Origin of the sequence: Streptomyces tubercidicus (assembly GCF_027497495.1) — a bacterium.
Lineage (GTDB): Bacteria > Actinomycetota > Actinomycetes > Streptomycetales > Streptomycetaceae > Streptomyces > Streptomyces tubercidicus.
The window spans coordinates 907,695-927,327 of the sequence record NZ_CP114205.1; the positions used below are offsets into that span (position 1 = coordinate 907,695).

The 19,633-nt window shown below is 68.8% G+C and carries 18 protein-coding genes and 3 pseudogenes; 13 read left to right on the plus strand and 8 right to left on the minus strand.

Annotated elements, in window-relative coordinates; all coding sequences use genetic code 11:
* Positions 1 to 748: 748 nt before the first annotated feature.
* Complete coding sequence (locus STRTU_RS03850; protein WP_159742239.1) at positions 749 to 2,395, minus strand: serine/threonine protein kinase; 1,647 nt, start codon at positions 2,393 to 2,395, stop codon at positions 749 to 751.
* Between the two features lie 167 nt (positions 2,396 to 2,562).
* On the opposite strand from STRTU_RS03850, the gene STRTU_RS03855 reads away from it, so the two are divergent.
* A complete protein-coding gene (locus tag STRTU_RS03855; RefSeq protein ID WP_246240101.1) occupies positions 2,563 to 3,357 on the plus strand; it encodes an FHA domain-containing protein in 795 nt (264 codons plus the stop codon).
* Positions 3,358 to 3,412: 55 nt separating this feature from the next.
* Here STRTU_RS03855 and STRTU_RS03860 read toward each other — a convergent pair whose 3' ends face one another.
* From STRTU_RS03860 to STRTU_RS03870, 3 genes are all read right to left on the minus strand, one after another.
* Entirely contained in the window at positions 3,413 to 3,634 is a 222-nt protein-coding gene (locus STRTU_RS03860) for a hypothetical protein (protein WP_159742240.1), read from the minus strand.
* A 32-nt stretch (positions 3,635 to 3,666) separates the two neighbouring features.
* On the minus strand, positions 3,667 to 6,117 hold the full coding sequence (locus STRTU_RS03865; RefSeq protein ID WP_159742241.1) for an AAA family ATPase: 2,451 nt from the start codon (positions 6,115 to 6,117) through the stop codon (positions 3,667 to 3,669).
* An 81-nt stretch (positions 6,118 to 6,198) separates the two neighbouring features.
* Entirely contained in the window at positions 6,199 to 6,933 is a 735-nt protein-coding gene (locus STRTU_RS03870) for a Crp/Fnr family transcriptional regulator (protein WP_159742242.1), read from the minus strand.
* 173 nt (positions 6,934 to 7,106) lie between these two features.
* On the opposite strand from STRTU_RS03870, the gene STRTU_RS03875 reads away from it, so the two are divergent.
* The 7 genes from STRTU_RS03875 (at position 7,107) to STRTU_RS03905 (ending at position 12,024) form a co-directional block, all read left to right on the plus strand.
* Positions 7,107 to 7,850 carry a hypothetical protein gene (locus STRTU_RS03875; protein ID WP_159742243.1) on the plus strand — a complete coding sequence of 248 codons (744 nt, stop codon included), beginning with the start codon at positions 7,107 to 7,109 and terminating at the stop codon, positions 7,848 to 7,850.
* Positions 7,851 to 7,858: 8 nt separating this feature from the next.
* The gene (locus STRTU_RS03880; protein ID WP_159742244.1) at positions 7,859 to 8,269 is read left to right on the plus strand and encodes a hypothetical protein; all 411 of its coding nucleotides are present in this window, start codon (positions 7,859 to 7,861) and stop codon (positions 8,267 to 8,269) included.
* A complete protein-coding gene (locus STRTU_RS03885) occupies positions 8,266 to 9,468 on the plus strand; it encodes a protein phosphatase 2C domain-containing protein (RefSeq protein WP_159742245.1) in 1,203 nt (400 codons plus the stop codon). The genes STRTU_RS03880 and STRTU_RS03885 overlap by 4 nt, the downstream gene beginning before the upstream one ends.
* The gene (locus tag STRTU_RS03890; protein WP_159742246.1) at positions 9,465 to 10,604 is read left to right on the plus strand and encodes a hypothetical protein; all 1,140 of its coding nucleotides are present in this window, start codon (positions 9,465 to 9,467) and stop codon (positions 10,602 to 10,604) included. The genes STRTU_RS03885 and STRTU_RS03890 overlap by 4 nt, the downstream gene beginning before the upstream one ends.
* 14 nt (positions 10,605 to 10,618) lie before the next feature.
* Positions 10,619 to 11,269 carry a vWA domain-containing protein gene (locus STRTU_RS03895; RefSeq protein ID WP_159742247.1) on the plus strand — a complete coding sequence of 217 codons (651 nt, stop codon included), beginning with the start codon at positions 10,619 to 10,621 and terminating at the stop codon, positions 11,267 to 11,269.
* Positions 11,269 to 11,649: a hypothetical protein gene (locus STRTU_RS03900; RefSeq protein WP_159742248.1), complete on the plus strand. Its 381-nt coding sequence runs from the start codon at positions 11,269 to 11,271 to the stop codon at positions 11,647 to 11,649. The genes STRTU_RS03895 and STRTU_RS03900 overlap by 1 nt, the downstream gene beginning before the upstream one ends.
* Before the next feature lie 120 nt (positions 11,650 to 11,769).
* Positions 11,770 to 12,024, plus strand: a complete 255-nt coding sequence (locus STRTU_RS03905) for a hypothetical protein (RefSeq protein ID WP_159742249.1) — start codon at positions 11,770 to 11,772, stop codon at positions 12,022 to 12,024.
* Between the two features lie 55 nt (positions 12,025 to 12,079).
* On the opposite strand, the gene STRTU_RS03910 is transcribed toward STRTU_RS03905, so the two are convergent.
* Positions 12,080 to 12,316 carry a hypothetical protein gene (locus STRTU_RS03910; protein ID WP_371873552.1) on the minus strand — a complete coding sequence of 79 codons (237 nt, stop codon included), beginning with the start codon at positions 12,314 to 12,316 and terminating at the stop codon, positions 12,080 to 12,082.
* 7 nt (positions 12,317 to 12,323) lie between these two features.
* Between STRTU_RS03910 and STRTU_RS36085 the strand changes: the two are divergent.
* Positions 12,324 to 12,707 (plus strand): annotated as a pseudogene (locus STRTU_RS36085) (IS5 family transposase); the annotation flags it as partial.
* A 600-nt stretch (positions 12,708 to 13,307) separates the two neighbouring features.
* Here the strand turns inward: STRTU_RS36085 and STRTU_RS03915 are convergent.
* The 3 genes from STRTU_RS03915 to STRTU_RS36095 form a co-directional block, all read right to left on the minus strand.
* Positions 13,308 to 13,679, minus strand: a complete 372-nt coding sequence (locus STRTU_RS03915; RefSeq protein WP_159742250.1) for a hypothetical protein — start codon at positions 13,677 to 13,679, stop codon at positions 13,308 to 13,310.
* Between the two features lie 1,382 nt (positions 13,680 to 15,061).
* Positions 15,062 to 15,241: a DUF4287 domain-containing protein gene (locus STRTU_RS36090; protein ID WP_371873553.1), complete on the minus strand. Its 180-nt coding sequence runs from the start codon at positions 15,239 to 15,241 to the stop codon at positions 15,062 to 15,064.
* A 987-nt stretch (positions 15,242 to 16,228) separates the two neighbouring features.
* Positions 16,229 to 16,582 carry a hypothetical protein gene (locus STRTU_RS36095; RefSeq protein ID WP_159742251.1) on the minus strand — a complete coding sequence of 118 codons (354 nt, stop codon included), beginning with the start codon at positions 16,580 to 16,582 and terminating at the stop codon, positions 16,229 to 16,231.
* 341 nt (positions 16,583 to 16,923) lie between these two features.
* Between STRTU_RS36095 and STRTU_RS03925 the strand changes: the two genes are divergently transcribed.
* The 4 genes and pseudogenes from STRTU_RS03925 (at position 16,924) to STRTU_RS03940 (ending at position 19,531) form a co-directional block, all read left to right on the plus strand.
* A complete protein-coding gene (locus STRTU_RS03925; RefSeq protein WP_159742252.1) occupies positions 16,924 to 17,367 on the plus strand; it encodes a VOC family protein in 444 nt (147 codons plus the stop codon).
* Between the two features lie 537 nt (positions 17,368 to 17,904).
* Positions 17,905 to 18,045, plus strand: a pseudogene (locus STRTU_RS03930) (hypothetical protein); the annotation flags it as partial.
* A 171-nt stretch (positions 18,046 to 18,216) separates the two neighbouring features.
* Positions 18,217 to 18,323: pseudogene (locus STRTU_RS03935) on the plus strand (nicotinamidase); the annotation flags it as partial.
* Between the two features lie 524 nt (positions 18,324 to 18,847).
* On the plus strand, positions 18,848 to 19,531 hold the full coding sequence (locus tag STRTU_RS03940; RefSeq protein WP_159742253.1) for an HdeD family acid-resistance protein: 684 nt from the start codon (positions 18,848 to 18,850) through the stop codon (positions 19,529 to 19,531).
* Positions 19,532 to 19,633: the final 102 nt, after the last annotated feature.

Below are 19,633 nucleotides of genomic sequence, written 5' to 3' on the forward strand. Positions count from 1 at the left end.
TCGTTGGATAGACCACTTCTAGGGCCTGTGCCGCTCGCGTGCCACAACAGGGCACGATTGCGGACGGCGTCGAAGCCCGTGCACCGTCCACGAGGAAGCCCTGCCTTGGCAGCCAAAGGCTCGCCTTACGTCATGCGCAAATTAAGGCGTATGCCTGCCTCGATCTACACGGGAGGCCACAGGCCCCTTCTGGGAGCCAACCTGCTCTTCTCTTGAGCCACCCCAGCACGTCACCCTCAGCCATTGCGCCTCCGACGACATTCCTGGACACCGAACAAATCTCAGGACAGGCGTTTACATCAGGGTCAACGTAAAGATCGAGCCTGCTCAACCGCTCAGGCATGCGAGGCTGCCCGCTCCCCGATTCAAGGCACAAGACCGCAGAAGTGATACACCATCAAATTTAGCCGACGGGTCGTCAGCTAAGTCAGCGTTGAGTCAGCATGAACCCTGCCAGAGGTGGTGACAGGTGGCGACACATGCACATGCGTCAACCTGCCCTGCACCACCTCTGACCTGCATAGATGCTGGCCAACGCACTACACCCGCAACATTGTCCCAAACCCGGTGCCAATGGAACCCAAAGAGGTACACAAATGGCGTTTTCGCAGGTCAGAGGCCATTTTTGGGGTCAGTAAAGTCAGCCGAAAGTCAGCAACGGCGCGATCGTGCCGCTTGCCGTGAGCCGGAGCGGAGCGGATACGTCCGGGGCAAGCCCCTTTGGCAGCCGCGGGTTGAGCCGTTCGTTTCACCGCTTGACCGGGGTGTGGCCGTTCATGGCGAAGCGAGGGGAGCACTGCTCGTCGGAGCGGTCGTTGGCGTTCCAGACACAGATCCACATCGTGTGGCCGACGTCCGAGATGAAGTTCGTCTTCGTGGCGCCCCAGTTGGCATGGAAGGTGTACGCGATGCCGTCGCTGCGGTACAGCTCGGCGCTGCAGCTCTGGTTCAGGGAGGTGTTGAGCACGCCCGCGAGCGCGTCGGAGCCGTTGTCGTCCAGCCAGGCGGAGCAGGCGGCATCGTTGCCGACCCAGGAGGTGTCCGCCTCGGATCCCCTGACCTGCGCCGGGTCGTCGCCGCCGTTGATGCCGGGGATCGACGACGAGGTGACGCGGGTGGCGGGTGCCGAGGACGCGGTGGTCGCGGCGGGTGCGGAGGGCGAGCGCGCACCGGATGCGCGCGGCGGGGCGGTCGTTTCCGAGTCGGCCGGGGCGTCCGGGGCCGGGCGCCCGGGCTCCGCGGTGGACGTGGCCGAACGGCTCGGGCTCGCATGGGGCGTCCGGGTCGCCCCGGCCGCGGTCTCGACGCGGGCCGACGCGCTGTCGGCCGGCTGCGCAGCGCCGTTGTGCCGGGAGGCGGACGGGAGGAGTACCAACGCCGCGACGGCGCCGAGGGCGATCGCCGCGGCGGTCGGCAGCAGGAACAGGCGTGTGCGGGAGCGGCGGGGCGGTGCGGCGGACGGGGGCGCGGTCCCCGGCGCCAGGTCCGCGTCCGGCGTCGCTTCCGCGGCCAGGTCCGGCGGCGGGACGGTCTCCAGCTTGCCGACCGGGGTTGCGGCGAAGGCACGTCGCGAGGCGATGCGTGACATGACCTCGGGGGGCCAGGAGGGAGGAGGCGCGGGCAGGTGGGCGCGGGCCGCCTCCGCCACCTCGCCGGCGGTGGGGCGGGCTCCGGGGCCGGTCGCGAGACAGCGACCGATGACGTTGGCGAGGCCGGCATCCACGGCGCGCAGCGGCTCCACGTCGGGGACGACACCAGGCGTGCGGCCCGAGGCCGCGTAGAGGACGAGCGCCCCCAGCGAGTAGACGTCCGCGGGCGCGTCCACGTCCTCGTCCCCGGCCTGCTGTTCCGGTGCCGAGAATCCCTGCGTGCCGTAGCTGCCACCGCTCTTGGTGAGCCTTGCCTGGTCCGCGGCGCGTGCGATGCCGAAGTCGATCAGCTTCACGCCGTCCCGCACCAGCATGACGTTGCCGGGCTTGATGTCACGGTGCACGATCCCGAACGTGTGCACGGCCGACAGAGGGGTGGCCGCCTCGGCCAGCAGCAGCCACAGCGCCCCGGCGGGCAGCGGGCCGCGCAGCCGGACCGCCTCGTCCACGGTGAGCCCGGGCACGTACTCGGTGGCGAACCAGGGACGTTCGGCGGTGCCGTCGCTCGCCAGCACCCGCGGCCCGACCCCGGCCGGCACGCGGTAGAGGATGCCGACCTCGCGTGCGAAGCGCTCGCTGGAGACCAGCCGTGGCCGGACGCGCTTGACGGCTGCGTAGCCCTTGTCGGACGCCCCGAGGTAGACCTCGCCCATGCCGCCGACGCCGAGCAGACCGATGAGGTGGAAGCTGCCGATCTCCTGCGGATCGTCCGCGGTGAGCGGTTCGGCGATCGTGCTGTCCATCATCACCAGTTCCCCGGCCGCTCGCGCTGACGGCGGGCAGGCTATCCAGCAAATCGGGCTCAGGCAACACGAGTTGACGGCGCGCCCCGGCCTGGCGTACGCATCTGCGGGAGGACCGGTCCCCGCGGTGCGCTCATACACTGCCGCGAGCCGAGCTGGAGGCATGTGATATGGCATACGGAAACTTCCCACCCCAGATGCTGCCGCCGGGCAGCCCCTCCGACAGGGTGCCCTCGGCACCACCGGGGACGATCTTCGTACTGGGTCCGGAGGGCGGGTACGCCGTGCCGCCGCGCCGGTACACGCTGCTGTTCGGGCGCGACCGCGAGGACGTTCATGTACCGGTCGGGGTCGACGACCCGACCGTCAGCCGTCGGCACGGCATCTTCACCTGCACGGCCGCGGACGGCGACTGGTGGCTGGTCAACACCGGTCATCTGCCGATCGAACTACCCGACGGCGTGCTGATGCTCGCCGGCCACAAGCGGCTCATCGAGTCCGGGTACACCCCGCTGGTGATCAACTCGTCCAAGCGGCGTTCCCATCTGGTGGAGGTCCGCGTCGTGGACGAAGACGACAGGAACCCCCGCTCCACAAGTGGTGCGGAGACTGTGAATCCCGAGACGGTCTACGAACTCTCCCCGCAGGAGCGGCTGGTGCTCACCGCACTCGCCCAGCGCTATCTGGAGGGCCACGACGCCTTCCCGCTCCCGCTGGCCTGGGAGGACACCGCCCGGCTGGCCAACGCCTCGCCCTACGCGGTCAAGTCCTGGACCCACAAGTCGGTCGCGAACACGGTCGAGGACGTGCGCGAACGGCTGCACCGCCGGGGCGTGCGCGGACTGCTGCGCGACGAGGTCGGCGAGCCGGTCGGCTCGACCCTCAGCGTCAACCTGATCAGGGAGTTGCTGAAGACGGCGACGCTGAGCGCTCAGGACCTGGAGTTGCTCGCCGACAAGGACTGAGCGGACTGCAGGGTGCGTGTCCCGGCCGGGCGCCGGGCGGGACACGCGGTGTTTCTCAGTCCTCGGCCTCCTGCTCCGCTCCGGCGTTGTAGGTGACGTGCATGGTGCCGTGCTCGACCGCGAAGACCGCCGCTTGGTCCTCCGCGGAGTTCCGTTGGTGCGGTTGCGGCTGCTCGGGGCCGTGCGTCGTGTGCGTCACGCGGTTGTTCTCGCCGACGATGAAGGTGCCGGAGACGTCCCCGGTGTGGATGTTCCCGTGTGTGGATTCCGCGGCCATGGCCTGCCTTTCGTGGTGGGTGTCGGGGAAGGTCAGCCGCCGCAGTCGGTCTTCAGTCCGGCCAGGTCCGAGTTCATCGAGTCGGCTTCACCCGAGGTATCGAACCCGGACCCCTTCGGATCGTCCTTGAACGACTGAAGCTCCTCTTCGGCCTGCTGAGCACCGGTCAGCATGGATTCGAGGTCGGATTGCACGGAGCTGTCCTGGGCTTGCGAGACGGCCCCCTCCAAGGTGGACTCGATGGAGTTCAGGTCGCTGATGACCGCGTCGACCTCGGAGAACACCGCGCTGCCGTCGGGTGGGGTGGCACTCGCGCCCGAGTTGTAGGAGCGCATGGCGCTGTTGTACGAGTCGAACGCGTCGTTCATGGCAGAGACGTCCGTGTTGTGCTGCGTGATCTCCGGCGCCAGCTCCGAGAGCGCGGTCAGGCACGCAGGATCGACGCCAGGCGATGTGTTGTCGCCGGACGACATGTTGTCGGCCGGACCGGAGGCGCCGGCGGGGCCCGATGAGACGGCCGAGGACGAGGAGGACTGCTGGTCCGTCATGTAGACCGCGGCACCCACACCCAGCACGGCCACGAAGCCGATGGAGCAGGCCATGGCCAGTGCCGATACCCCTACCTTGGCGCCCAGGACGCTGAACGCCGAGTGGCCCGTGCCCGTCGCAGGCGTGGTGGTGCTCAGGCCGTGCGCCGGCTGGGCGGCGGAGTGGTGTGCCTGTGAGAGGTCGATCTGCTGCGGCGCCGGTGCGGCGGAATGGCCGCCGGTCACGTTGGTAGCGGCGTGCGGCTGCGGGGCGGAATTCGAGAGGTCGACCACCGGCTTGGTCACAGGTGGGTGCACGGGAGCCGGAGCGGGGGGCGTGGGGGCGACCGGGTGCGTGAGGGGTGTGTGGCCCACGATGGGGTGCGTCGGCACGCCCGTGGCGTGCACAGGGGTGAGCGCGTGGCCTGGCGATGCGAGGGCCGATGTGTGGCCCGCGGCGGGGAGCGTGGTGATCACATGGCCCTGCTGCGCCGTGGCCGTCGCGGCGTTGGCGACCTGCTGGGCCGCCGAGTGTGCGTGCAGAGCGGTCAGTTCATGCCAGAGCGCACCCGCCTCCAGCGTCGCGGCCGCCGTCAGCGCACCACGGCTGATCGCCTGGCGGCGGGTGCGGGCCTCGCGCAGGAAGAACTCCTCGCCCTCCTTGTCTTTCATGCTCTTCGCCGCTGACCAACCGGCTCCGAGCAGGCTGCCCCATGCATCGAACTGCCGGGACATCGCCAGCTTCGGCGACGCGGCACGGGCCAGCGCCGCGCCCAGCTGTGCCTGTCCGCTCTTCTCCGCCCGCACCACCGCGGCGTCCAGGGCTTGGGAGTGTGCCGCGACGTCGTCCGGGGTCGTGTCCCTCGCCTCGACCCACGCGGTGAGCGTCCGGCAGAGCTGCTTGGCGGGAAACGCCGTTCCCCGGCTCTTCAGCACGCACCCGGCGACATCGGGCGGACAGCTGTAGCCGGTTTCCGAGGCGACCAGCAGACCGTGTCGCACCAGACCGTCGGCGATCGCTTCGGTGCCCGGCAGAGCGAGCAGATCGTTGAGATGCCGGGCGGCCAGCTCGGCGCCGGACAGCGAGCCGAGCAGATACAGCAGATCGCGCTCCTGCGGCCGGAGCCGGTTCAGCAGCGCGGGAAGCAGTCCGGGCAGATCGGCGAGGCCCGGCAGGCCCTTGCCGGTGATAGCCGACAGGGCGATGTGCCGCAACCGGAGCGGGCTGCCGTCCACCGCGTCACACAGCGCCTCCACGGTCCGCGCTTCGTCGGACCGCAGCTCGCGGGCGAGCACCGCCGCCACCAGTGACGTCCCCGCCGGGGCCGCCAGCCCGCCGAGCCGGACCGGGTGCACACCGCCGACTGCGGACCGCTGCTGCGAGGTGAAGACGAACATGGACTGCTCGGCCATGTCGAAGAGCCGGTGCAGGTCCTTCTCGTCGAGCCCCACGTCGTCCAGGTAGACCCGCAGCCGCAGTGTCTTCAAATGCTCCTTCAGCGCCTCCGGCGACGGCTTGTAGTCCGGTGCGTCGAAGCTGATGTCGAAGATCGCCTGCGCGATGTCATCGGCCGTGCGTCCCCCGGCTTCGATGTAGGCCGCGCCCTCGGGCCCGCGCGGCATGGTGCGTGCGAGATGGCGCAGCAGTGCGCTCTTGCCGATCCCGGACGCGCCCCAGACCTGCACCAACTGATGTTTTCCGACGGCCTCTTGCAGTGCCCGGACCTCCTGCTCCCGGCCGGTCAGCGGCTCGGCGGCGGAGCGCGGCAGGTGGGAGACGGGCGTGCGCTTGACCGGGTCCGGCAGCGGCCCGCCGTGCACGGTGACGGTCGAACCGTGCTCGGCGGTGATCCGCAGATTGTGCACGGTGTTGTTGCTGCCCACGACCATCAGCCCGGACATGGCGCCGGTCCGGATCTGCTGGGTGGGGCCCGAATTACCGTTGTCCTCTGGCATTTGTTTTCCCCGTTCTTTCCACGCCGGAGTTCCGGCAGTCAGACATGCTGGCGCCGACCCGTCGTGGCGAACCCGGCGCTTTTACGTGTTCGGCGAGATCGGCGACGATCCGGCGGGCCCGGCCTCGGCGGCGATCCGGGCGAGGTGAGCCAGGTCGAGGATGGTGATCCGGCGGTAGCCGGTCTCGACCGCGCCGGAGTCCCGCAGCGCCCGCAGCGCCTTGTGGATCGACGACTCGGCCGCACCGACCAGGGTGGCCATCTCCGGCTGTGACAGCGGCAGACGGGTTTCGCTCCGTCCCGGGCGCCCGTAGGTGACGGCCATGTGGTGCAGGATTCTGGCCAGTCGCCCGAGCACGTCGCACCCGGTGAAGTCGGTGATCCGGCTGGTCGCCGTGCGCAGCTTGGCCACCACGCTCGCGCTGAGTGCCACTCCTACGGAGGGGTGCTGTTTCGTGCACTCCAGGAGTTCGGAGCGGAGTATGTAGCGGGCCAGCACCTTGCCGCAGGCGGTCACGGTGCCGACGCGCGGCTGACCGTCGATTCCGGCGAGTTCCCCGACCAGGTCCCCAGCCATCCGCACGGCCAGCAGTGCCTCGCGGCCGTCCTGCGCGTGCGCGGTGACCTTCACCGTGCCGCCGAGCAGGAGCAGCGCGAAGTCCGAGGTGTCGGCCTCGTGGATGGTGATCTGACCGGCCGGGTAGACGACGCCGTGGCCGAGTCCCAGCAGGATTGCGCGGTCGGCCTCGTCGAGCCGGCCGAGCAGCCCGGCCGGCGGCCAGTAGGTCCCTCCCCCGCGCCCCCGTGTGTTGCTCATCGGCCGCCCCTCTCTTCCTCGTTCCGCCGAAACGGCACAAGCAGTATTAGTAGCCGTTCTACCCGAGGACCCCTCCCCTACGATCCCGTCAATCATCGTCTCGGCACCTGATATCGGGGATGCGGCACTTCTGTCTTCGAATTGCCGCTCCCCGTCGTGATCGCGGAGGGATTGTGAATCCGAGGTATGAATACCGGGCCCTGCTGGCTTGCGACATCGCGGGCTCCGCGGGCCGCGGCGAGCGACGGCTCCAGGAGATCCGCAGGGTCCTGCGTTCCGCGCTGTCCGACGCACTGGGCATCGCGGATCTGAACGCGCGGGACTTCGCGTACGTCGACACCGGCGACGGCTGTCAGCTCGTCGCGCCGGCCGCGCTGTCCAAGGCCAGGCTGCTGTTCCCGCTGCTCCCGGAGCTGTGTTCACGGATTCGCGAGCACAACCGGCACGCTGCCGCGGATCTCCGGCTGCGGGTGCGGGCCGCGGTGCACGCGGGGGAAATCCGGCTCGATCCGGACGGCACCGTCTCCGGCGCCCCGTTCGAGGCGCTGGCCCGGCTGCTCGACTCGGCGCCGCTGCGGCACGCGACCCTGGCCGGTACCACCGGCACCCCGGTTGCCGCGATCCTTTCGCACCACTTCTACGAGGAAGCGGTCGGGCACGGCTACGAGGGGCTCGAAGCCGACGCCTTCACCGCGGCCAATGTCCGGGTCAAGGAGTACGCCGCTCGGGCCTGGCTCTGGTACCCGGGCAGCCCCGTCGGCCCGCGCATCTCCTCCGACCGGGATGCCGGCGCCGGCGAGCAGCTTGCCGAGCCCGAGCCGCGGGCCGTGGAGCAGCTCGTCCAGGCCGCGGGCAGGGGCACCGTCTTCGCCGTCCACCGAGGCGACCAGTACATCCGCCACAACGACCGGGGTTGACAGCACTGATGAACGAGGAACTCGCCGAGCTGGCCGCGAGCGGCGCCGCCGCTCTGGTCTCGGCCATGGGCACCGATCTGTGGCAGCAGGCGAAGAGACTGATGAGCGGTGTCCTCGCACGGGCCCGCAGCAGCCGCAGCAACGAGCTGTCCGCCGCCTTGAACCGGCACTCGACCGCCACGAGGGGAGCGGTCGACGCCGTGGGCTACTGGACCGAGGCGCTGTCCCAGCTGCTCGAACGGAACCCGCATCTCGCCCAGGACGTCATGGCGCTGGCCTCGCTGCCGGCCCCGGAAAAGCCGGAAATTGCGATCCAGGTCAATTCCGCCACCCATTCAGGTGAGGTATTCGCGGTGCAGCACGGAAATCAGCACTTCACCTCGGCGCCGAAAGCCCGTGATGGCGGTGAACGTCCGTGAGCCGGGAGGTGAGCCCGCGGGACGGCGCCACACACGGACCGCTGCGGGCGGTACTGTTCCTGGCCGTCGTCATCGGGGCCTTCGCCGAGGTCAGCACACCGCATCAGCGGTACGGCCCGCTGGTGGACATGCTCGCCCTCACGGCCGTGGGTGTCGTCGGCGCGGCTGCCGTGCTGGCGTCCGAGCCCGCCGCGGCGCCGGCCCGGCAGCCGGATCGGCTCGCGCCGGAACCCCGGCCGCCCGCTGCGGTCCCGGTCTGCCGCTACGTCACCGCACCGGCGACGCCGCAGTCCCCGCCCACCAGGCCCCGGCCGCTCCTGCGTGAGCGGCCGACCGACCTGAGCGTCCCCCGCTTCGGCGACGGCGCCCGTGCCCAGGGCTACCCCTGGGTGCTGCCGGAGCGCACGGTGCAGAACGGGATCGCCGCCGACGAGGCCACGGTCGGTGCTTTCACCCTCCGCGCGGCCTCCGTCATCGGGCCCGGCCACCGCTGCGGAGAACCCGCCGAGCCGCGCCAGGACTCCTACCGGATCGGGCGGAGCCCGGACAGCCGGTACTCGATCGTGGCCGTGGCCGACGGACTGTCCAGCGCAGCCTGGTCGGACGCCGGGGCCATCACGGCCTCCAGCCAGGCCGTCACCCTGCTGCGCGAGCAGATCGGGGCGGTGGGCTTCGACGGGCTCGACACCAAGGAGCTGTACGGACGGATCGCGGAATCGATCGCCGGCCACGCGTCCGGCCGTGGTATCGCCACCTCGCACATGGCCACCGTGCTGATCACCGCAGTGCTCGCCGAGCCGGACGCAAACGGCGTTGCCCAGGTATGGATCGCATGGCTCGGCGACAGTTCGGCCTGGACGCTCGACCCACAAGTCCCGCTGTGGCGGTTCTCCGCCGGCGAGGCCAAGGACCGTACGGCCGCGGTGGTCTCGAACGAGGTCGCCGGGCGGCTGCCGGACACTCCGCAACTGGCCAGGGAGCGCTATCTCACGCTGGCGCCCGGCGCCGCCCTCGCCCTGGTCACGGACGGGATCGGCGACGCATGGGCGGACCCGGCGGGCAACGTCAACGAGTACTTCGCGAACGCCTGGCGCTCGCCGGTACCGGCCACCCGGTTCACCGCCGATGTCGGCTTCGACGCACCGCAGTGCCTTGACGACCGCACCGCGGTCGTGATCTGGAACGGTGGCCGAGCATGACGCAATCCCCTCTCACCGACGGCACCGATGACCGTGCCGGCGGCGGCCCGGTGGCCGATCCGCGCGGTTGGACGCTGCCCCGGACCGTGAGCGTCAGCGATCTCGGACCACTGGCCGAGCCGATCTCCGAACACAACGGCCAGGCTGTCGCCGTGCAGCCGCTGACGGACCATCCGGGCTGGCTGGCAAAGCTCTACCGGCCGGACCAGCACCCCGAGGACGCCCACCGGCTCGACCTGCTGATCTCGGCTCCGGGCACGCTGCCGGAGGCGGACCGTGCGCTCCTGTACGCCGCTACGTGCTGGCCCGCGGCCCGGATTCAGGGTCCCGGCAACCCGGCCGTCGGCTGCGTGATCCCGATGGCGCCCGAGCAGTACCGCTCCGAGCTGCGGCGCGGCGGGTTCAGCGAGCGCCGCTTCGTGGAGATCGACTGGCTGGCCAAGTCCGACGAGTCGATCCGGGGCGTCGGACTGCCGCCGCCCGGCCTCGCGGGCAGGCTGGCCGCCTGCCGCCAGCTGACGGCGCTCGCCGCGATCTTGGAGCGCCTGGACCTGGTCTACTCGGACTGGTCGTTCTCCAACGCCTTCTGGAGCCCGGAGCAGCGCTCGGTCTACCTCATCGACGTCGACGGCTGCCAGCCCCAGAAGATGCCCGACATCCACCAGCCGAACTGGGCCGACCCGCTCACCCGGCCAGGCACCGACGCGGACGGGTACACCGACCGCTACCGGCTCGGACTGCTCGTTGCCAAATGCATGACGGGCCGGCGGGACGCGCACACCTACCACACCGTCGCCGCGTCCCCCTGGCAGAGCCAGCCCGCCGTCTCCGAAGTGCTGCTCGACATGCTGCTCGCGGCCGACCGCGAGCGACGGCCCTCGGCCGCTCAGCTGCACCAGGCACTGAACAGCGGCCCCTACCTCAGGGCCACACCACGTCCGGTACGCACCGCACTGCCTCCGCTGCCCCCGCAGCCTGTGAAGCCGCTCGCGCAGTCTCCCGCCGGCACCCATGAGCCCGCGAAGGAAGCCGAGCCCAAGACCCCCGAACAGCCCGATTCCAAGCTGACGGCCGGCTGGATCTTCGTACTCATCACAGCCGTGGTCCTGCTGATCATCATCGCCTCCAACCACTAGCTCAGAGGTGCACCATGTCGCTCTGCCTGCCCACCTACGTGGTGATCGACGCGTCCTCGTCCATGAAGCCGCACGAGGCTGTCCTCAACGCAACCCTCTCCCGTCTCCACTACAACCTGGCGACAAATCCCCGCGTCTCGGAGTTCGCCCGGGTCTGTGTGGTCGCCTTCTCCACCGATGTGCACGTGGTGATCCCGATGTCGGACATGGAGCAGGTACCGGCCATGCCCGAGGTGATCTGCGGCGGGCGCACGGACTACGGCAAGACCTTCGACCGGGTGCGGGAGTGCATCGAACAGGACGTCAGCAACCTGAGGACACAGCACCTCGATGTGCTACGGCCGACGATCTTCTTCCTGACCGACGGCAGTCCGACCGACGCCCACTGGCAGGACTCCTTCCGCAAGCTCGTGGACAAGGACTGGCCGCGCCACCCGCACGTGATCGCCTACGGCTTCGGCGGCGCGATGCGCAATGTGCTGGAACAGGTGGCGACCAAGGCGCTGTTCATCGCCGACGGTTCGGACACCGAGTCGGCACTGAGCGCCGCGATCACCGGTCTGCTCAACACCCTGATCGCCTCGTCGAAGACCGGTCAGATGCAGATCGCCACCGACGTCAAGGGCTTCCAGTACGTCGAGGTCACCCAGGAATACGTGGACTGATGACGGACATCGACCCGCGTCCCACGACGTCCCGGCGACGGCGCGCCGCCACCGGACTGACCGCGCTGGCCGTGGCGCTGCTCGCCTGCGGCGCCGCGGTGGAGGTGACGGGCAATCTCCTCGGCCCCCCGGCGAACGGAACCGGAACCGGAACCGGCTCGCACCCGGCAAAGACCGTGCAGCCGTCCCACCCCCGCTCCCACGCCCCCGAGACACCGCCGCCACACCACCCACCACGACCGGACCGCCCGCCGACGGACCGGCTGCCGTCCCCGGACCACCCGCTCCCGACCGCACCCGCCGACCTGCCGGCCCCCACAGCCGTGGCCACGTTCCCGGCCACGGCACCCGTTACCGGTAGCCCGTCAATCGAGCCGTAGAGGCCGGCGACCGGCTCCCCGCATTACCGCCCAAAGAGGGAACTCCACCATCAAATACACGGGCTCACAGGGCATGGAGAACGCCATCGGGCCCACGGAAGCCCAGAGCGGGAGGCACACATGGGAATACTGCACGCGATCCGGATGCAGAAGCTCGTCTCGGACGCCAGGAGCGCCCACGCGCAAGGGGACTACTCCTTCGAAGCGTCCATCGACATCGACCCCCGGGGCCTGGCCCGGGTCCACAACCCCATGAAGAAGATCCGCAAGGAGATCGACCTGGTCGTACGATCCGTCGAAGCCGTCGGCTGGGAGTGCGTGGGCGTCGACCAGTTCATGTACTCGATCAATATGGGATTTGTCCGAGCGGGCTGACGGCACTTCCCGGAACCGGGGCCGGGTGTTCCGCAGGGGCGCGCCGTCCAGATGATTACGGCCCAGCCGGGGCATGAGAACAGATCCCGTCGGGGCGGGCATACTGCTCGCAGAACGCCTCATAGGCACGGCTGTTGGCTTCCATGAGCGCGAAGAGCGGGCCGTAGAAGTCGCTCAACTGCTGGCTCACTCGGGCGAGCCGGGCCTGCCGCTGCGCGAGCCGCAGCCCATTGAGGTACGTCGCCCGGTATCCGACGAAGGCCAGACTGACAGTCGTGATCACGGTGCCCATGGCGAGGATGTTAGGCCCGCTTCCTTCAGACCATCTGATCGTTGGTCTAGTTGTGCCGTTGACTGACGTGCAGTGGGCACGGATCGAGCCGTTGCTCCCAGACCGGGCGCCAAAGCGGGGTGGTCGGTGGCGGGACCACCGCGAGGTGATCGACGCGATCGTCTGGAAGTTCCAGACCGGATCGCAGTGGGTTCACCTGCCTGAGAAGTACGGTAACTGGCGGGGTGTCTACAACCGGCTTCGTATGTGGGCCGTCGATGGCACCTGGGAGCGCGTGTTCACCGCGCTCGTGGCCCAGGCCGACGCCGACGAGGACCTGAGCTGGACGGTCTCGGTGGACTCCACTATCGTGCGCGCCCACCAGCACGCGGCCGGGGCCCGCAAAAGGGGGCCCCGGCCGACGAGCCGGACGACCATGCCATCGGTCTGCGCCCGGCCTTCAACGAGGCCACACGGCAACACCCGCGGCTGCGCGAGGGCAACTCCGCCCAGCAGGACGTGCACCCGCAGCAGATCCGCGACGGCGACTTCTCGTACGGGCTCGACCGGGTCCTCGACGGCCTGACGGCCCGGCTCCTCGACGCCTGAACCGACACGCCGGTCCGCAGGTGCGCCGGCTCTCGACGCTACGCGGTAGCAGCGGGAGAAGGCGACAGAACACGGCAACGCCCGTGCCTGCCCTTGCACCGGCGCCTGCAGTTGCCGGGGTTGCCTCGCGCCACGCCCCGCTTCTACGGCCCAGCGGAACAACTGATCCGAGAGGAGGCGCAGCCGGCCGACGGTGACTAGTGCGAGGCCCGCGCTGCCTCGTACCTCCGGCCGCGCCGCGATCACCACTCCCGCCGTCCGCATCACCGTCCTGCTCCCCTCCCTTGTCGGCATCGCCAAGGCCGCCGCCGGGTCACCTACGCGATGCGCAACTCCGCCTGCCATGCTGCCTTGTCGGGGTCGTCGCCCCGGGGGTCCGTCCGGCCTGCCTAGTCCCCTCTCATTAGCCACCCACCACCGTATCCCCGTCGAACCGCAGCGACGTGATCCGCGACTCGTCGACCCACTCCCGGAGGGTGTCCAGTGCGGCGGGCTCAAGTTTCGTGGTGAAGAGGATGGCCAGGTGCTCTCTGGCCCGTGAGCATGCCACGTAGAAGAGGTTGCGTGCCCTGATGAACGCCTCCAGTTCCTTGTCCGTCAGTTCGTCGCGCCGGGAGAAGTTGGCCAGCATCTCGGGGATCTGGAAGCGGGAGTGTCCCTTGCTGACCATGGCGAGGACCCGGTTGAACTCCTGTCCCTTGACTCCGTGTTGTGTGGCGAAGGGCGTGCCGCCGCCGAGGTGCTCGTGCAACGCCAGCAGCTCCGCGTACGACACCTGGCGCAGTTCGTGGTACTCCTTCGACCGCGCCGCCGCCCGGGCTTCGGCCTTGCCGTCAGGCCGTCGAAGAGCTGCTGCTCAAGACAGAGGTCGAGGACGTCGCCGACCGTGCCCGTCTCGCGGGCCTCCCCCAGTTTCGTCAGGAACGCCATCCATTCCTGCTTGTCGGCCAGCGAGTTGATGGAGGGACGGCCACGGGGGTCGAGTGCGTTGAACATCGCGCCGTAGCGCTTGTTTCGGTGGTGGAGCAGGGCCGGTTCCAGCGTGTCCATGAAGAAGGCCATAGCGTGATCCTCCTTCCTCACATAGGAATCGTTACGCCGAAATGCGCCGTGGAGTTTCTGATATCCCAGTTCGCCGGCGATCGTCTCGTGCGTGAGCATGAGGATCTTCGTGCTGGGGTCCTCCACCCGCGCCTGGGCTTCGTGACCGGATGCCCCGGTGCTCCAGAACCGGTCGCGGACGTCGTCCAGTACCCATTTCCGGGCCGCGTGGGCCGCGTCCCAGCCGAGCTGCCCCTTCCGGTGATGGGTGAGCCTTGTCCCTGCCCATTCGTTGGTGTGATAGACGGCGACGGTGCCCTCGCCAACTCCTGCCACCGTGGTCTGCGTCAGTTGGCAGGCGGCTCACTGGACTGGGTCATCACGGCTCCTTGCTGCGCTCGTACACACCCTGGGACGCCGGGGGAACGCACAGCAAAGGGAGCCACTAGCCCCATGAGATGCCGTCCCCCCTCAGGATCCGGGGCCGCATCCTGTCACCAAAAGCCTCTGAACGCACAACGGTCGCATTTGATTCAGTTTCGGTCATCTGTCGATCTGAATTCACTCCCGAATATTCGACATGCGGCACCCATACGGCCACCACCTCACAGGCCGACGGGGGTAAGGGATGGCCCCGTACGAGGCGCACACCGTGGCCGGTGCTCAGCAAAGGCGTTGCGCCAGGAGCAGTGGAGGGGCCCCGCATCAGGCCCGATGCCAGCACATGTCCAGCCCCGCCCCTCGCCCCCGACCACGGGGCCGGCGCAAGACGGGTTGGAGGCCACGGAGCCGGACGGGCAGGGGGCCACAGCGGGCGAGTACTGCCGGAAACACACCGCCGGCTCCGCCCGTACCGCAGGTCGAGGCGGAACGATAGGCCGCCAACGACAGGACCATCGCGGAGCCAGCAGCGTCACCCATTCCGCTTGAGGTCGACCGTCGTCCAGGCTGAAACCGACCCGGCCGGGTCTCGGTGACCAGCCCGTGTGGGTGATCGCCGCCGCACTGCGCCGAAGCGTGGACGGAGCGATGGAGCGCCCACGGAACGCGGCCTACCGCACCGCACCCCAACCCCCGAGACCGGATCAGTGGGCCGCGAAGTCGCGCGCCGCCTCCTCAGGCAGCGCGCGAGCGGCCTGCTTGCCACATCCCGCCGGAACTGAGCAGGGAGCCGAGGAACAAGCGAGGGCGTGGGACGAGGGCGATGGCGTGGCCGTACCCCGGGCGGTGTTCGGACATGAGCCAGGTGACGAGTTCTGTGTGTCTGGGACAGGGGAGAGTACCCGAAAGCCTCAAGCATCCGCCCGTAGGGTTCCGGGCTCGAGGACGACCTCATACGACACACCCTTGAGAGCGAAGGCGTGGGTAGCAGCGTCATACGCCTCTTCGCCCATGAGGTCGCCCGTGAAAAAGGCGACAATCCTCGGCGCCATGAGGCAATCCTAAGGCCGCAGGGAAGCGGCGGATACAAAGCCCATGAAGGCGCACTGCAGATAAGCCATCCCGCTTCCAGCGCCCCTCTGAACGCCAGCCAGCCCATTCCCAAGAAAGACGTTAAATGGCGAGCCAACTCCGAAAATCGAGCCTGCAGAGCCGCTCGACGCCAGAGGCCGCCCGTTCCCCAATCCAGGGCACACGAAGGGCATCGTGACGTGCCATCAGATTCACCTGACGTATCGTCAGGAAAGTCAGCATTGAGTCAGCATGCGTCCTGCCAGAGGTGGTGACAGGTGGCGACACATGCACATGCACCAATCCGACCTGCACCACCTCTGAGCTGCAAAGATGCTGGCCAACCCGCTACACCCACAACACAGCCACCAACCTGGTGCCAATGGAAGCCGAAGAGGCACGGCAAGGCATCGTTGCAGGTCAGAGGGCTTTTCCAGGTCAGCAAGTCAGCACAAAGTCAGCATCGACGGCGCTACACCGGGAAACAGGCCGACTCCCGGGGGTCATGCGGCACGACATGGTCCAGACCTCCGCAGCGTCCGGAGTCGAGACCCGATGCAAGTTGTCACACAACAACACAGGCTCCCCCGAAGTTGCAAACATTCCCCTGAATAACCGAAGTTGGGCAGTTCGAACCTGAGTAGCCAGCGGCGACACGGGCCGGCTATGCCTCGACTCGTGGCGGTCGGGCGCTCGCTGGTTCGACAGGGCCCGGGACCGGTGAGGTGAGCTTCGGCGTATTTGCGGAAGACCGCCACGAGGCGGTTGCGGTCGCCAGCGCGGGTCGCCAGTACGAGGCGGCGGGGTTTGACGCCGCACAGGGAGCGGTGGTCAGGTCGGGGCGGAGACTGCCTGCACTGGAGTCGGCAGAGTTGGCCACGGCTTGGCCTGCGGCGATGAGTTCGAACTTGTTCTCGACGGCGTCGATGAGGGGGCCGTCGGGTGCCGGGCGTCCGTCAGGTCGGGGGCGATGCGCCAGAAGGCGCTCCAGGCCGGGTCGGATCGCTGCACCCGGGGCAGGGGTCCGTCGGCGATGTCGTCGAGGGTGACGGATTCCTTGCCGGCTAGGCAGTGGCCGAGGTGCAGCTGGTCGGTTGGGAACGGCAGCCGGGTCACCACTGCGTCCACCCGGTGATAGAGCAGCGTCGCGTACGCGTCGTTCCAGGCCAGGTGCAAGGTCTGCACGCCGGCGTCGGGATGTCGGCGCCGCAATTCGCGTGCCCCGGGGGGACGATGAAGCCCGTTGTGTACCCGACGATGCTCCGGCTGGGCTCTGCGACGACAGGGGCGTGGGCCACGGCCTGAGCTACGGCGCGTAGCAGCACCTTGGCGCTGGGCAGGAGGACTGACCTCCCGCAGCGAAGGTTGAGCGCTGCCCCGTGCGGGATGAGCACGAAGCGCCATGGTTGTCACATGGGCAGGCTTGTTGTCACTTCGCGTCCGTGCGCGGCTCTCCAGGGCCGCGGCTCTTGTCTCGCGACTGGCAGGATGGCGGGTTGAGTTGTGCGGCTGAGAAAGGAATCCCGATGTCCGTTCGCTACCAGCTGGTGATCGACTGTGCCGACCCCAACCGCCAGGCCCACTTCTGGGCCGCCGCACTGGGCTATGAACTCGCACCGCCCCCATCCGGTTTCGCCACATGGGACGACTACTACCGTGACCTGGGGCTGCCCGAAGAAGCGTTGACCGGCGGCGCGGACCGGATCAGCGACCCGCAGGGCAGTGGACCGGCCATCTGGTTCCATGTGGTCCCGGACGCGAAGGCCGTGAAGAGCCGGCTGCACATCGACATCCACGCCAGCGGCGACCGGACAGACCCGATCGAGACGCGGAAGAGGCGAGTGGACGCCGAAGCCGACCGCCTGATGGGCTTGGGCGCCCTCAACACGGTTGTCATGTACGAGGAAGGAATCGACCACTACGCGGTCGGAATGAAGGACCCCGAAGGGAACGAGTTCGACATCAACTGACCAGAGCTCGGTGACAATCAACGTGCTTTGCCATGCCACAACGGCCAGGTCACCAAGGCCCGCAGGTGTCAACCATCGTTCTTCGGCTCACGGGGGCACGGTCGCCTCGGAAGTCGGCGACGTGCTCGCTCCGCGCACGCTGACTACCGCACCCAGCCGGGCCCCAGCCCTGAACAGCGCGCTCAGCCTTCGGTGAGAAGGAAGACTGTCGACCAAGTTTCGGTGAGAGCGCTCAACCTCCACTGCGAGAGATCAAGGACCTCCCCGGCCTCGGTGAGCCATCTGCCCTGCGGAGTACGGTCAACCGACGGAATCCGCTGAGCTGGCCTTTCACGGTGTTCCGGGGTTGATCGTTCCCGGTCACATCAAGATCGCTTCCCATGGTGCTGGTCAGTACGCGTCGCTCTCCCTGGCTGACCAGCACCTTCCCGCTGCTGCGCACCGACAGGCGATGAGACTCCCACGTCTTCCTCCAGCGTGCCCGAGCACTGCCTGACCGTCGCCGAGATCACCGAGGTCCCGTCTGGTTCCAACACAATGGCGGAGGTGGAACGCAACTGGTTCCAGCGGGTGTGGTCAGGACGTGCCACCGGTGTACCAGGAGGGGAGGGGGACGGCTTCGCGCTCTCGCCGGGGCATGGGGTCGACGAGGCGCTGTCCTTCTGGCGCGCGGAAGTCGCACGGTGCCGTGTGCTGATCGCAGCCTCTTTGCTGGATGACTCCGACGACCTCTCGCACACATACCGCTCCGGCGCCCAGGCGGTGAGCGACTGGCGAGTGCTGCGTCTGGCCACCGCCAGGAGGAGCGACCCATACCGGCAATGGGTTCACCCAAGGGAAGGACTCTCCGTGCACCGCGCATTGATCGTCGTCGATGTGCAGACGGACTTCTGCAAGGGCGGCAGTGTTCCGGTGAGGGGGGCGCGGACAGGGCCGTCGCCATCGCCGACCTGGTTCGGCGCGCTGACGGGTCTTCGGGTGGCTCGCCCTCCTCTTCGGTCTCGACGTGCAGGCGTCCGGCACCCACACCCAGGAGCTACTCGGATGGCACCCGACACACCAGGGCCTCAACGAGGTCCACTACTTCAACGGAAAATGATCGACTCGGTGGTCGCCGCAGCGGTCGCGTCCCGCCCCCGCGCCTCACACAGGGCGCGCCGGGCGCGCCGGCCATCGCTGGGTGTCGGCGATGCCACCTGTCCCTCGTCGCTCAACCCGGCGCACGTTGGGGTTGCCGCCGTGGCCAGAACGGGAAGACGATCTGGTCCGAACAGCTCATCGAGGACCCCAGCGGACCGGGAACGTTCTTGTCGCCGGCGGTCACATCAGCCCTGAGCTCGGGACCAACGGACGAACCGCACCATTGCCCGCAGCGGATCACTGCCGCAATCTCCGTCTCCGCCGAGCGACGGGGAGCCGATCGGGTGACGATGGACGTGTACTGACGTGATCACGCTGCTCCCAGAAAGAGGCAGACGTCATGACATCCCCTTCCGGGTCTCCAGACCCCGCTCCCCCGAGCAGAATCGAGCCACAGGACACGCCCCTGGCCGAAGGCATGGCCTTCCTGGCGGACAAGGGCTGGCAGATCCTGCTCACCATGGGCCTGGCCACCACCGCCCTGGGCGTCATCGCCCTGGTCTGGCCGAGCGCAACGCTGCGGGTCCTCGGCGTGCTCTTCGGCGTCTATCTGCTGGCGACCGGCGTTTTCCAGCTGGCGGGCGCCTTCGGCACGCACGTGCCCCGGCATCTTCGGGTGTTGCATTTCCTCATAGGCGCGCTCTCCATCCTGCTGGGGTTGATCTGCTTCCGGGGCGCCATGGAGTCGATTCTGCTGCTCGCCCTGTGGATCGGCTTCAGCTGGCTGCTGCGCGGCACCATGGAGACGGCCGCGGCGGCCTCCGCCCGGGACATGCCGGCCCGAGGCTGGCACATGGCCTTCGGGATCATCGGCGCTCTGGCGGGCATCGTGCTGATCGTCTCGCCGTTCGCCTCGATCGCGGCACTCACCCTGGTGGTGGGCGTCATGGCGATCGTCCTGGGGCTGACCGAGGTGGTCCGGGCCATCATGATCCGCATCGAAGTCGGCCGTCTCGCTCCGGCCCCAGCCGCCAAGCGGCGCCCCCTGTTCCACCGTCCGCACCGTCCGCACCCCCAGCACTGATCACCGGAGCCGGATCGGCCGGCCACCGGCGAACAGCGAAGAGCCGCCGGCCCGGACGGGCAGACACCTCGGCCGACGTCGACGCCGCACGGCCGGGGATGA

Coding starts and splice junctions, on each gene's coding strand:
- STRTU_RS03905 (WP_159742249.1), top strand. CDS start 11,770: ATGGGAATACTGCACGCGATCCGGATGCAGAAGCTCGTCTCGGACGCC.
- STRTU_RS03855 (WP_246240101.1), top strand. CDS start 2,563: ATGGCATACGGAAACTTCCCACCCCAGATGCTGCCGCCGGGCAGCCCC.
- STRTU_RS03910 (WP_371873552.1), bottom strand. CDS start 12,316: ATGGGCACCGTGATCACGACTGTCAGTCTGGCCTTCGTCGGATACCGG.
- STRTU_RS03850 (WP_159742239.1), bottom strand. CDS start 2,395: ATGATGGACAGCACGATCGCCGAACCGCTCACCGCGGACGATCCGCAG.
- STRTU_RS03895 (WP_159742247.1), top strand. CDS start 10,619: ATGTCGCTCTGCCTGCCCACCTACGTGGTGATCGACGCGTCCTCGTCC.
- STRTU_RS03925 (WP_159742252.1), top strand. CDS start 16,924: ATGTCCGTTCGCTACCAGCTGGTGATCGACTGTGCCGACCCCAACCGC.
- STRTU_RS03900 (WP_159742248.1), top strand. CDS start 11,269: ATGACGGACATCGACCCGCGTCCCACGACGTCCCGGCGACGGCGCGCC.
- STRTU_RS03880 (WP_159742244.1), top strand. CDS start 7,859: ATGAACGAGGAACTCGCCGAGCTGGCCGCGAGCGGCGCCGCCGCTCTG.
- STRTU_RS03870 (WP_159742242.1), bottom strand. CDS start 6,933: ATGAGCAACACACGGGGGCGCGGGGGAGGGACCTACTGGCCGCCGGCC.
- STRTU_RS03865 (WP_159742241.1), bottom strand. CDS start 6,117: ATGCCAGAGGACAACGGTAATTCGGGCCCCACCCAGCAGATCCGGACC.
- STRTU_RS03860 (WP_159742240.1), bottom strand. CDS start 3,634: ATGGCCGCGGAATCCACACACGGGAACATCCACACCGGGGACGTCTCC.
- STRTU_RS03940 (WP_159742253.1), top strand. CDS start 18,848: ATGACATCCCCTTCCGGGTCTCCAGACCCCGCTCCCCCGAGCAGAATC.
- STRTU_RS03890 (WP_159742246.1), top strand. CDS start 9,465: ATGACGCAATCCCCTCTCACCGACGGCACCGATGACCGTGCCGGCGGC.